This window comes from Streptomyces sp. NPDC001002 (assembly GCF_053599215.1).
In genome coordinates, this window is the sequence record NZ_JBSFLV010000079.1 from 1 (window position 1) to 12,481 (window position 12,481).

A 12,481-nucleotide genomic window follows, 5' to 3' on the forward strand; every position below is an offset into this window, starting at 1 on the left:
GCGGAATAAGCCCGACCGTTCACAGCGTCCTCGCTGTGTTTTGTTCTTCAAAGGAACCACGCCCCGGTCGTGATGACCGGAGACGGGGTATCAACATATCTGGCGTTGACTTTTGGCACGCTGTTGAGTTCTCAAGGAACGGCCGTTTCCTTTGTACTCACCCGCAGAACGTTCTCTGGGGCTTTCCTCCGGGCGCTTCGCTTTCCGTGTTCCAAACTCTATCAGTGTTTTTCCGTCCCCCTGACCACCGTCCTGCAGGCATGCGGAAGGTGACCCCGAGATAGGATCTGACAAGTTGGATGCTGCCAGGCTAGGGCGCTTGGTAGCGTCGCCCGGCCTCAGGCAGGAGTACGACTGTACATGGGGCTCGGAACGGCTTGCAAATCGATTAGAGTTAGTGGTCTAGACCACTAACTGGTACCTTTCGTGCGGAACCCGCACTTCATATGACATACGCTGCTGCTCAGTGTGCTGTCCGGTACAGGCAGTGACGACCCGTATGTATCTCCGCCCCCGGGAGGCTCCCCATGACCACCGTGACGTCCCCTCTTGCAGGACGCGCCATCGGACTGGCCGAAGTGCCGGATCCGGTCTTCTCCGGGGCCATGGTCGGCCCGGGCACAGCGATCGATCCCGTGCGTGAGCCTTCCGAGGCCGTTGCGCCCGTGGACGGCGTGATCGTCTCTCTGCACCCGCACGCGTTCGTCGTCGTCGACGAGAACGGCCACGGCGTGCTCACCCACCTCGGCATCGACACCGTCCAGTTCAACGGCGAGGGCTTCGAGTTGCTCGTGAACAAGGGCGACACCGTGACCCGCGGACAGAGCGTCGTACGGTGGAACCCGGCCGCTGTCGAGGCCTCCGGCAAGTCGCCGGTGTGCCCCGTCGTGGCGCTGGAGGCCACCGCCGAGGCGCTCTCCGAACTGCGTGACACCGGCGACGTGAAGGCCGGCGACAGTCTCTTCGTCTGGCAGTGACACCTGTGCCGTCGTACGGCGGCACATAGGACAACCATCGCGGCGGCGGGACCCGCCGCACTATCGGAGACGGGTGAGATGGAGACAACGCTGCGAGGCGTCGGCGTGAGCCACGGTGTGGCGATCGGCGAGGTTCGGCACATGGGAACGGCGGTGTTGGAGCCGCCTGCCAAGCAGATTTCGCCGGAGGACGCGGAGCGTGAGCAGGGGCGCGCCCGGCAGGCCGTGGACGCGGTGGCGGCCGATCTGATGGCGCGCGGCAATCTGGCGGGCGGAGAAGCCCAGGCAGTGCTTGAGGCGCAGGCCATGATGGCCCAGGATCCCGAGCTGATGGCGGACGTCGAGCGGCGTATCGCCGTCGGGAGTACGGCCGAGCGCGCTGTCTACGACGCGTTCGCGGCCTACCGCGCCCTGCTAGCGAACGCCGGTGAGTATCTCGCCGGTCGGGTGGCCGACCTCGACGACGTGCGGAATCGTATCGTCGCCCGGTTGCTCGGGGTTCCGATGCCGGGTGTCCCGGACAGTGACGAGCCGTATGTGCTCATCGCTCGGGATCTCGCGCCTGCCGATACCGCTCTCCTTGACCCGACGCTCGTCCTCGGTTTCGTCACCGAGGAGGGTGGGCCGACCAGTCACAGCGCGATTCTGGCGCGGGCGCTCGGTGTGCCGGCCGTGGTGGCATTGCCGGGCGCCGGTGAGCTCGCCGAGGGGACGCTGGTCGCCGTCGACGGGAGCACCGGCGAGATCTTCGTGAACCCCAGTGTCGAGAAGAAGGCGCAGTTGGAGGCCGCGGCGGCCGAGCGCAAGGCGGCGTTGTCCGCCTCGACCGGACCGGGTGCGACCTCAGACGGGCACAAGGTGCCGCTGCTTGCCAATGTCGGCGGTCCCGCGGACGTGCCGGCCGCTGTCGAGGCCGGGGCCGAGGGTGTCGGTCTGTTCCGCACGGAGTTCCTCTTCCTGGACGACAGCAAGAACGCCCCGTCGGCGGAGAAGCAGGTCGAGGCCTACCGGCAGGTGCTGGAGGCGTTCCCGGAGGGCCGGGTCGTCGTACGCGTGCTGGACGCGGGCGCGGACAAGCCGCTGGACTTCCTCACTCCGGCCGACGAGCCGAACCCCGCGCTGGGCGTGCGGGGGCTGCGTTCCCTGCTGGAGCACCCCGATGTGCTGAACACCCAGCTGACGGCGCTCGCGCAGGCGGCCGAGGGTCTCCCGGTCTACCTGGAGGTCATGGCGCCGATGGTGGCCGACCGTGCCGACGCCAAGGCGTTCGCCGACGCGTGCCGTGCGGCGGGTCTGCGGGCGAAGTTCGGCGCGATGGTGGAGATCCCGTCCGCCGCTTTGCGGGCGCGGTCGATCCTGCAGGAGGTCGAGTTCCTGTCGCTGGGCACCAACGACCTCGCGCAGTACACGTTCGCGGCGGACCGGCAGGTGGGCGCGGTGTCCCGGCTGCAGGATCCTTGGCAGCCCGCGCTTCTCGACCTGGTCGCGCTGTCCGCGGAGGCGGCGAGGGCCGAGGGCAAGAGCTGTGGGGTCTGCGGTGAGGCCGCGTCCGACCCGTTGCTCGCGTGTGTGCTGACCGGTCTGGGTGTCACCTCCCTCTCCATGGGTGCGGCGTCGATTCCCTATGTCCGTACAACGCTGGCGAAGTACACGCTGGCCCAGTGCGAGCGTGCCGCTGCGGCGGCCCGGGCAGCGGACAGTGCCGAGGAGGCACGCGACGCGGCTCAGGCGGTCCTGTCCGGCGAGTAGTCGGGACGGCTCGCTCGTCGGCCGGTCTTCAGGGGCGCTCCACCTTCGGGTGGGGCGCCCCTTGGGTTTTCGTCAGTGGTGGTGGCCCGGTGGCTGTTGCTCGTCACCGAGGTCGGGCGGCAGGCAGTAGTCGACGTCGGATTCCGGGGAGATCAGGTCTCCGGACTCGATGTCGGTGCAGTAGGCGTTGAAGACCTCGCCTGCGGTGAGGGGTTGGAGGCCTTCTCCCCGTAGGCGCCAGCCGTAGACACGGTCGACGGTCCCGGGGGCGCTGGTGCGCATGACGAGTCCTCCGGGGCTCTGGGTGGCGATGCCGAGGGCCAGGACGGTGGTGAACTCCAGGGCCTCGGCTTCGTCGAGTTCAGTGGCACCGTCGTCGTCCTGGTCGACGTGCAGGACAGAGACGAGGGTTTCCGGGGTCGCCGAGACGCTGCAGACGAGTTGGCGGTTGCCCGGCGGTGCTGTGTCGAGGATGCGGACGAGGAGTCCGGAGGCGCGGGTGAAGGCGGCGCGGCCGATGTCCTCGCCGCAGGAGGCGCAGGGGCCGAGGCGGGCGAGGAGTGTGGACGCGTACTCCCAGGTGGCCTGGCGGACGGCTTCGTCTACGAGGGCGGGGACGAGGTCGGCCAGGGCCTGTCCGTCGTAGGGCAGGCTCGGGCCCGTTGTGGCCAGTTCGGCGGTGAAGCGGGTGCGGCTGTACGGGTCGTCGGGGTCCAGGCCGGCTTCGGTGCAGAAGTCGGCGTACTCCTGTGGGTCGAAGAGGGCGACGGTGGTGTGGCTGCCCTGGGAGGCGCGGGCTTTGAGGAGTGCTTCCACCTGCCGCAGGTAGGTGGTGTGGTCGTCGAAGGTGAAGGTGCGGTAGCGCCGCATGGCGCGGAAGTCGTACTCGTCGGTCAGCAGGCCGATGGTGCCCGCGATTTCGCGACGCAGAACGCGTCGCATCGTCTGGTGGTCCTGGTGCGCCATGTTTCCCCCTGTGCGCGGTCGATCAATGCTCACTCACAGTAACCGGCGGCACTGACAACGGCGTCCGAGCGAGGGGTTCGCGGACCAGGCGGTGCTGGAACAGGCTGGTCAGGGCGATGGCGGCGCCGAAAGTGGTCCAGCCGAGCGGACCGGTGGCGATGGCCGCGGTCACGGCGAGTGGTCCGATGCTGCGTTGGGCGGACTGGGCGAGACCGTGGACGCCGAGGTAGGCGCCCTGTGCGGTGGTGGGGGCGAGGGCGACGGAGAGTTCCCACGAGACGGTGGCGTGCAGCATCTCGGCCATGGTGAAGGCGACTGCCGCGGCGGTGAGGAGCAGGGTGCCCGTGACGACCCCGCCGGTGGCCGAGAGCGCCATGGCCGCTCCGCCCAGGGCGAAGGCGATCGACACGGGGACGAGCAAGGTGCGTGCGGCGGCTGTGGTGGTGCCGAATCTGGCCAGTGGGACCTGGAGTGCCACCACCATCACGTTGTTGAGGACCAGCAGCAGGGGCGCGAGGCCGTGCGGTGCGTTGGAGGCGTGGGCGATCCACAGGGGCAGGCCGACCTTGAAGACGGCATCGTCGAGGAAGAGGACGGTCTCGGAGGCGACGTAGACGAGGTAGGTGCGGTCGCGCCAGGGGTTGGTCGGTTTGGTGGTGGGTGGTGGGTTCTTCGAGGTGGCGACCGTGCGGGAGGTGGGCCGGGGTTCGCCGCAGCGCAGGGTGAGGAGGGCGGAACCGAGGAAGGACAGGGCGTCGCCGGTGAGGAGCCATTGGTACGCGGTGGTGGTGCCGAGGGCGAGAGCAGCCGCGGCGGTGAGGCCGCCGAGGGCCCAGCCGGCGTTGGCGACGGTGCGGTGGAAGGCCTGGTAGCGGACGCGGTCGGGGCCTGCGACGCGGGTGGCGTAGAGCCTGGTGAGGATGTTCGCGGCGCGGTCGCCGAGGCTGCCGACGGCGGAGTAGGCGAGCAGCAGGGCGTACTCGTGGGTGGTGAGGAGGGCGAAGGAGGCGAGCGCGCGCAGGAGTTGGACGGTGATCAGGATGCGGGTGATCGGGAAGCGGTCGGCGAGGCGGCCGCCCAGCGGTGCGCCGGCGATGCCGATGGCTCCGGCGCTCGCGGCGAGGGTGCCCACCTGGGCGATCGAGAGGTGCGAGACGTAGGTGAAGTAGAGGACGGAGACGGAGGCCCACAGGCCGCTGCCGATGCGGTCGACGAGGGCGATGGCGAGCATCCTGCGCCCGTCGCGCCCTCCGGGTATCCGGCTCGACCATGCGGCTGCGCGGCGCATCGGATGCACTGCTCCCCCTTGCTTCCAGTTATGTACTGATACATACTTGGCAACGTGGCAACACAATATGCGATCAGTGGTACGACGGCCAAGGGGATTGCCGCGTCCGTCGAACGGGGCGTTGCGCAGGGCACGTTGGGCCCGGGAGCCGCGCTGCCTCCGGTGCGGCGGCTGGCGGACGATCTCGGGGTCAGTCCCGGAACGGTCGCGACGGCCTACAAGGAGCTGCGGCAGCGCGGGATCGTCGTCACGCGCGGGCGGGGCGGGACCGTGGTGGCAGCGGAGCCCGCCGTGGCATCACGGCGACCGCCCAAGGTTCCGGAGGGGCTACGGGATCTGTCCGGCGGGCATCCAGACCCCGCGCTGCTTCCCGCTCTCGTACCGCCGTCACGCCTCTCCCCCGGTGCTCGATCACACCGTGCCGCGCCCAGGTTGGCGCGGCTGGAAGAGGCGGTGCGTGAGTGGATCCGGCCCGACGGTGTGCCCGTGGAGCACGTGACGTTCGCGCATGGGGCGCTGGATCTGATCGGGCGGCTGCTCTCCGTGGAGCTGCGTCCGGGGGACGCCGTGGCCATGGAAGACCCCGGATATCACCACCTGTTGGACCTGGTCACGGCCCTCGGGCTGCGTATCGTCCCGGTGGCAGTGGACGACGAAGGCGTGCGCCCTGAGGCGTTGGACAGTGCGCTGTGCGCGGGTGCGCGCGCGTTGGTGTGCAGTCCGCGGGCGCAGAACCCGTACGGCGGCTGCTTCTCGGTGGCTCGGCGGGACGGGTTGGTCGAGGTGCTCCGGGACGCGCCCGATGTGCTGGTCGTCGAGAACGATCACGCGTCCGCCGTGGCCGGTGCGCCCTTGCGCACGTTGACCGCCGGCGGACTGCCGCGGTGGGTGCATGTGCGGACGGTGAGCAAGTTCCTGGGGACCGACCTGCGGTGGGCGGCGGCAGCGTGCGACACGACCACGCTGGCCCGGCACGACGGGCGCATGTTGTTGACGTCCGGCTGGGTCAGTCATCTGCTCCAGGAGACCGTGTTCGGGTTGCTGACCGATGACGGCACGCGCGCGTTGGTGGCTCGCGCCCAGGAGGCGTACGAGGAACGCCGTACCGCGCTCCTTGGGGAGTTCGGCTTTCGTGGGATCGCGGCGCACGGGGTGAGCGGGATGAACGTGTGGGTGCCCGTGCGGGACGAGTCGGACGTGGTGAACGGGCTGCGGTCGTACGGGTGGTGGGTCGCGTCGGGGGCGCGGTTCCGGCTGGCCTCGGGGCCTGCGGTGCGGATCTCCGTGGCCGAGCTGGAGCCGGTCGACGCGGCGCGGCTGGCCTCGGACTTCGCGGCCGTGCTGGGTGAGTCCGAGGCCACCTACGGGGGTTGACCGGCTGTGTCAGGCGCGCTTGCGGGCGAGGTCCTCGTAGTAGTGCAGCAGGTCGAGGTTGTCGATGGAGCCCGGGTTGACCGCCTTCTCCAACGGGGTGCCCTGGAGGAGGCGTTTGACCGGGACCTCGATGCGCTTGCCGGTCAAGGTGTGCGGGATGCCCGGGACTTCGATGACCTCGTCCGGGACGTGGCGCGGGGAGAGCTGTTCGCGGATGGTCTGCTTGATCCGGCCCAGGAGTGCCTCGTCGAGGGTCGCACCGGGCGCCAGGTGCACGAAGAGGGGCATCCAGTAGCCGCCGTCGGGCTGTTCGATGCCGATGACGAGGGATTCCTTGATCTCGGGCAGGCGCTCGACGGCTTCGTAGATGTCCGCCGAACCCATGCGCACGCCCTGACGGTTGAGGGTCGAGTCGGAGCGGCCGTGGATGACGACCGAGCCACGCGAGGTGACGGTGATCCAGTCGCCGTGGCGCCACACGCCGGGATAGGTGTCGAAGTAACTGTCGTGGTAACGGCTGCCGTCGGGGTCGTTCCAGAAGTAGATGGGCATCGACGGCATGGGGTTGGTGACGACGAGCTCGCCGACCTCGTCGACCAAGGGGTTCCCGCTCGGGTCCCAGGACTGCAGGTCGGTGCCCAGACCGGGTGCCTGGAGCTCGCCGATGTACACCGGGAGGGTCGGTACGGCTCCCGCGAAGCACGAGCAGACGTCCGTGCCGCCGCTCACGGACGCCATGTACAGGTCGGCCCCGCTCGCCGCGAACTCGTCGTGCAGCCAGCGGAATCCGTCGGGCGGCAGCGGTGATCCCGTGGTGGCGACACACTTGACCTTGGAGAGGTCGAACTCGCGCGCGGGGTGCACGCCGGCCTTGCGGCAGGCCATGACGTAGGCCGCCGAGGTGCCGTAGAGGGTGGCTCCGGTGCGTTCGGCGATGCGCCACTGGGCGCCGGTGTCCGGGAACCCTGGGCTGCCGTCGTAGAGCACGATCGTGGTGCCGGTGAGGAGGCCGGAGACGAGGAAGTTCCACATCATCCAGCCGGTCGACGTGTACCAGAAGAAACGGTCCTCCGGCCCGAGGTCACAGTGCAGGCCGAGCTGCTTGAGGTGCTCGATCAGGATGCCGCCCTGGGACTGGACGATGGCCTTGGGGAGGCCGGTCGTGCCCGAGGAGTAGAGCACCCACAGGGGGTGCTCGAAGGGCACCTGCTCGAAGACGGGCTCCACGTCCCCGCTCGTCAGCGCCGACCACTCCAGGGCGCCCTCGGGAGCGTCCGTGCCGAGCAGCGGGATGTGGACCACGGCACGCAGCGCGGGCAGTTCGCTGCGCAGTTCGGCGACGATCTCGCGGCGGTCGTGTTCCTTGCCGCCGTAGCGGTAGCCGTCGACGGTGAACAGGACGACCGGCTCCACCTGCTGGAAGCGGTCGAGGACGCTGCGGGCGCCGAAATCGGGTGCACAGGACGTCCAGACGCCTCCCACGGCGGCCGTGGCGAGGAAGGCGACGACGGCCTGCGGAACGTTCGGGAGATAGCCACTGACGCGGTCGCCGGGACGTACGCCGAGGGCGCGCAGTTCAGCGGCCAGGGAGCCGACCTGGCGGCGCAGCTCCGCCCAGGTGACCGGGCTCGGTTCGTGGGTCTCGTCGACATGGAGAAGGGCGGGTTCGTCCGCGCGGGTGGCGCTCGCGCGCAGGGCGTGCTCGGCGTAGTTGAGGGTCGCTCCGGGGAACCACTGGGCGCCCGGCATCGAGCGGTCGCCCAGTACGCGCGCGTACGGCGTCGAGAACCGTACGTCGAACCACTCCACGACGGCTTTCCAGAAGGTGTCCAGCTCGTCGACGGACCAGCGGTGCAGCGCCGGGTAGCCGCCCTCGGCCGGGGCGCCGTGCTGCTCGGCCGCCCAGGCCTGGAACTTGGTGACCTGGGCGTCGGCGATGCGCTCCGGGTCTGGCTGCCAGAGCGGCTGGGGGTTCACGATCGACATGGGGCGGCTCCCGGACTGTGCGCGTCGTGTGCGTCGGCCGCGCACGGGCTCGGGTGTGCGCGGGACGCGGCTGACACGGACGATGCCATGTGATCCACTTCTACACCAGGGTGCGCCCCACGCGGTCCGCGTCGTGAAGATGTTGCCCGGGCACGGGTGAACGCAAGTTGAACGGTACGCGTGCGTGGAGCGGTGAATGGCAGGGTGAGCAGCATGAACGGTCGTGACCTGGTGCGTTCGGTGAAGGCGGTCGGCTCCACGGGAGCGGGCCAGAGGTTGCGTACCGTGACGGCGGCCTGGCGCAGGCAGCGCGCTGACGCCGCCGCACTGCCGCCGCGAGGCGCCGAACGGGCGCGGGTGCCCGGGGTGGTGCGGGAGGTGGAGCCCGGTCCGGGCGGCGGGGTCATCCGGTTCACCCGCTCCGAGCTGCGGATCGTGGTCGCCGCCAACGGGGTGGTCTTCTGGGCCTGGGACGGGGCCGGTCCCGAGCCTTCGTACGCGCTGGCCGGCCGCTGCCCCGAGCCGGACCCTCGCGCGCTCCTGGAGCCCGACAAGGACGGCGGCTGGCGGGTCGTCGCGGAACGAATGACAGTCGTCGTCTCACGGCACGGAGCGGTCGAGGTGCAGACGCCGGGGGGTGTGGTCCTGCGCCGGGATCTTCCGCCGCGGTGGTGGGAGCCGGTCGGCGGGGGTGTCGCGCGGTGGATGCAGCGTTCGGAGGTGGCTTCGGACGCGCGGTTCTTCGGGCTCGGCGGGCGGGCCTCGGGGCCGCGGCTGCGGGACGGGACGTACCGCCTGTGGAACACCGATCCGGGCCGTCCCTTCGGTCCCGGTGACGATCCGCTGTACGTCACGATGCCGGTGCAGCTGGTGGTGGCGGACGCGGCCACGCACCTGGTGTTCCACGACTCCTCGTGGGACGGCACGGTGACGCTGCGGGAGGGCGAGGAGGGGGCCGGTTCCGGGCACGACCGGGCGGGGTCGAGCGAACTGCGGATGGACGGCGGTCCGTTGCGCTGCTGGGTGATGGTCGGCACCCCCGCGCGCGTGCTGCTCGCCTGGGCGTCGTTGACGGGTGCGCCCGCGCTGCCGCCCGCGTGGGCGCTGGGGCACCATCACGCACGCTGGGGCTTCGGCAGCGAGCAGGAGGTACGGCGGATCGTCGCGGGCTATCAGGAACGCGAGTTGCCGCTCGACGCCGTCCATCTGGACATCGACCACTACGACGAGCACCAGGTGTTCACCGTCGACCGTGAGCGCTTCCCCAAGTTGTCGGTGCTGGCGGAGGACCTGCGGCGGTCCGGGATCCGGCTGGTGTCCATCGTCGACCCGGGGGTGCGAGCCGCGCCGGGCAACGCGGTGTACGACAGCGGGACGGCCGAGGACGCCTTCGTGCGGGACGCCCTGGGGCGGCCGGTGCGCGGTGTGGTGTGGCCCGGCGAGTCGGTCTTCCCGGACTTCACGCACGCGCGTGTGCGTGAGTGGTGGGGCCGTCTCTACGAGGAGCGGCTCGCGCAGGGATTCGCCGGTTTCTGGCACGACATGAACGAACCCACCTCGTTCGCCGCCTTCGGGGAGTCGACTCTGCCGCGATCGGCGAGGCACTCCCTGGAGGGCCGCGGCGGGGACCATCGCGAGGCGCACAACGTCTACGCCCTGTGCATGGCCCGGGCCGGCTACGAGGGTCTGCGCGAACTGGCGCCCCAGGAGCGGCCGTTCGTCTTCTCGCGGTCCGGGTGGGCCGGCACGCAGCGCTACGGGGGCACCTGGTCCGGCGATGTGGCGACGGGCTGGCCCGGACTGCGGGCCTCGCTGTCGCTGGTCATGGGGCTCGGACTGTGCGGTGTGCCGTACTCCGGCCCTGATGTCGGCGGCTTCGACGGGAGTCCCTCGCCGGAGCTGTATCTGCGGTGGTTCCAACTCGGCGCGTATCTGCCGCTGTTCCGCACGCACGCGAGTCTGCGGGCGGGCCGGCGGGAGCCCTGGGAGTTCGGCGCCGAGGTGCTGGAGCACGCGCGCGTGGCGCTCGTCGAACGCCGGCGGCTGCTGCCGTACTTCGTGACGCTGGCGCATCTGGCCCGGCGCACGGGAGCGCCCTACGTGCGGCCGCTGTGGTGGGGTGCGCCCGAGGACCGCGCGCTGCGCGACTGCGAGGACGCGTTCCTGCTGGGCGACTGCCTGTTGGTGGCACCGGTGCTGGATCCGGGCGCGGACCGGCGGGCGGTGCAGCTGCCTAGGGGGCGCTGGTACGACACCGTCACGGAGCAGGCGTACGAGGGGCCCGGGCAGGTGCTCGTCGACGCTCCCTTGTCGCGCATTCCGGTCCTCGCGCGAGCTGGTGCCGTCGTCCCCGTGCGCGGGGACGACGGCGGTCTTGAGCTGGAGGTGTGGGCGCCCGCCCAGGGGCGTACCGGCGGTGGGCTGGTGGTGGCGGACGCGGGCGACGGCTGGGACGAGCCGGAACTGGAGCGCTACACGACCCGTTGGGAGGGCCGGCGCCTCGTGGTCGAGCGGGAGGGCGAGACCGGCACCGGTGCGCCGCCCTATCCGGTACGCGTGCGTGGGCTCGGAACGAGCTGAGCTCAGATGTACCGGCCCTCGAAGAAGGCCCGTACTCCCAACGTGTGCAGCGGGAAGGCGAGTTCCTCGGCCCGGCGCAGCAGGTGCCAGCCCTCGGTCTCGTCCGTGGCGGCGGACTGCGGCAGGCCCTCGGCCGGGCGCTCCGGGAGCAGGCCGAAGAGCAGCAGGTGGCCGTCGGGCGAGCTCATGGCGTCGACCAGGCGCACTTCGCGAATCGCCGCGTCGATGCCGGTCTCTTCCTTGAGCTCGCGCACGACGGCCTGCCGCCAGTCCTCGCGGTCGTCTATGTAACCGCCGGGCAACGCGATGCCGCCGCGCGCGGGGGCGATGGTGCGGGTGATGACGACCAGGGCCGTGCCCTTGGTGTCGTACACGGGCTGGAGCGCGATCGCGACCGGCAGCGGGTTGCGGTAGGCGACCGTGCGGCAGGCCGGGCAGGTGCGCGGCCAGCCGGAGACGCCCTCCCCAAAGGGCGCTCCGCAGCTCGAACAGTGGGAGCCGGGCGCGGAGTTGGAAGCGGAGGCTTGGGTTTCGGACACGCGGCGGACTGTATCCGATCGGGGGAAGGGCGTCTCCAGGTGGACGCTCAGTCGCCGCTGATGAGGGACTTCCAGGACACCGGGAAGTCGAAATAGGTGTCCGGGTAGGGCTCCGGCTTGAACGTGTAGTGCCACCACTCCTCGGCGAGGTTCACGAATCCGAGGTTCTCCAAAGTGCCCTTGAGGAGCAGCCGGTTGGCGCGTTGCTGGCCCTGGATGCGTGGGTCGAGGGTGTGAGCAAGAGTGTCGAAGCAGTCGAAGCCTGTTCCCATGTCGACCGTGTTGTCCGGGAAGCGCTCGTCCTGGGGTGCGAAGCAGGGTACGAGCGGCTCTCCGGGGTGGTAGGGCCGGGTGGGACGCGCGGGCAGCTTCACGATCGTGAGGTCCATGGTCGAGCCGCGGCTGTGGCCGGACTTGGCCGCGATGTAGCCGTCCTCGAACAGCCGGGTCTTGTCGACGTTCGGGTAGAACTCGCTCTTCATCGCCTGGTCGTCGAGATCCTCGGCCCAGCGGACGAAGTGGTCCACCGCGCGCTGGGGCCGGTAGCAGTCGTAGACCTTGAGGGTGTAGCCCTGGCTGCGCAGTTGGGTCTGGGCCCGGTGCAGCGCTTCGGCGGCGGGGCGGGTGAGGATGCAGATCGGCTGCCGGTAGCCGTCGATGCGCTCGCCCACGAAGTTGTGGACGGTGAAGTAGCGCATCTCCTGGATGATCGTCGGATCCACGGTACTGAGGGCCACGAAGTCGTTCGGCGCCTTGGGCTCGGTGGTCGCCCGGGCGGTGGCGGAGGCGGCGGTCACCGCCAGCAGGGCGGCCAGCAGGGTGATCAGGCCGCGTACTGCACTGGAGAGACGTGTCATGTCTCCTGCATCTATCAGCTTCACGTCCCGCGCGGGTGGCGATCGTGTGCAGGTCCCCCCGAATGGATCGAGGGACGGCCGGAACCACCCCCGTGGGCCCCGGCCGTCCCTCCCGTACGACGACGCAGCGAGGGCCTGATCGGTTCGGTCCGACGCCCTCCAATT

At 70.3% G+C, this 12,481-nt stretch carries 9 protein-coding genes; 4 read left to right on the forward strand and 5 right to left on the reverse strand.

From position 1 onward, the window contains the following. Positions 1 to 527: 527 nt before the first annotated feature. Together ACWDR3_RS30235 and ptsP are read left to right on the forward strand one after the other, a co-directional pair. On the forward strand, positions 528 to 977 hold the full coding sequence (locus tag ACWDR3_RS30235) for a PTS sugar transporter subunit IIA (RefSeq protein WP_450355748.1): 450 nt from the start codon (positions 528 to 530) through the stop codon (positions 975 to 977). 78 nt (positions 978 to 1,055) lie between these two features. After that, complete coding sequence (gene ptsP / locus ACWDR3_RS30240) at positions 1,056 to 2,726, forward strand: phosphoenolpyruvate--protein phosphotransferase (RefSeq protein ID WP_450355749.1); 1,671 nt, start codon at positions 1,056 to 1,058, stop codon at positions 2,724 to 2,726. Between the two features lie 72 nt (positions 2,727 to 2,798). Here ptsP and ACWDR3_RS30245 read toward each other — a convergent pair whose 3' ends face one another. Together ACWDR3_RS30245 and ACWDR3_RS30250 are read right to left on the reverse strand one after the other, a co-directional pair. Beyond that, positions 2,799 to 3,692 carry a hypothetical protein gene (locus ACWDR3_RS30245; RefSeq protein WP_450355750.1) on the reverse strand — a complete coding sequence of 298 codons (894 nt, stop codon included), beginning with the start codon at positions 3,690 to 3,692 and terminating at the stop codon, positions 2,799 to 2,801. Positions 3,693 to 3,714: 22 nt separating this feature from the next. After that, positions 3,715 to 4,980, reverse strand: coding sequence for an MFS transporter (locus ACWDR3_RS30250; protein ID WP_450355751.1), 1,266 nt, complete (start codon positions 4,978 to 4,980; stop codon positions 3,715 to 3,717). 54 nt (positions 4,981 to 5,034) lie between these two features. Between ACWDR3_RS30250 and ACWDR3_RS30255 the strand changes: the two genes are divergently transcribed. Next, entirely contained in the window at positions 5,035 to 6,354 is a 1,320-nt protein-coding gene (locus tag ACWDR3_RS30255; RefSeq protein ID WP_450355752.1) for an aminotransferase class I/II-fold pyridoxal phosphate-dependent enzyme, read from the forward strand. Between the two features lie 9 nt (positions 6,355 to 6,363). On the opposite strand, the gene ACWDR3_RS30260 is transcribed toward ACWDR3_RS30255, so the two are convergent. Continuing rightward, entirely contained in the window at positions 6,364 to 8,340 is a 1,977-nt protein-coding gene (locus ACWDR3_RS30260; RefSeq protein WP_450355753.1) for an acetoacetate--CoA ligase, read from the reverse strand. Positions 8,341 to 8,553: 213 nt separating this feature from the next. Here ACWDR3_RS30260 and ACWDR3_RS30265 point away from each other — a divergent pair, with 213 nt between their 5' ends. Then, positions 8,554 to 10,920: a glycoside hydrolase family 31 protein gene (locus tag ACWDR3_RS30265; protein ID WP_450355754.1), complete on the forward strand. Its 2,367-nt coding sequence runs from the start codon at positions 8,554 to 8,556 to the stop codon at positions 10,918 to 10,920. 2 nt (positions 10,921 to 10,922) lie between these two features. Here ACWDR3_RS30265 and ACWDR3_RS30270 read toward each other — a convergent pair whose 3' ends face one another. After that, complete coding sequence (locus tag ACWDR3_RS30270; RefSeq protein ID WP_450355755.1) at positions 10,923 to 11,459, reverse strand: NUDIX domain-containing protein; 537 nt, start codon at positions 11,457 to 11,459, stop codon at positions 10,923 to 10,925. A gap of 47 nt (positions 11,460 to 11,506) precedes the next feature. Next, the gene (locus ACWDR3_RS30275) at positions 11,507 to 12,316 is read right to left on the reverse strand and encodes a M15 family metallopeptidase (protein WP_450355756.1); all 810 of its coding nucleotides are present in this window, start codon (positions 12,314 to 12,316) and stop codon (positions 11,507 to 11,509) included. Positions 12,317 to 12,481: the final 165 nt, after the last annotated feature.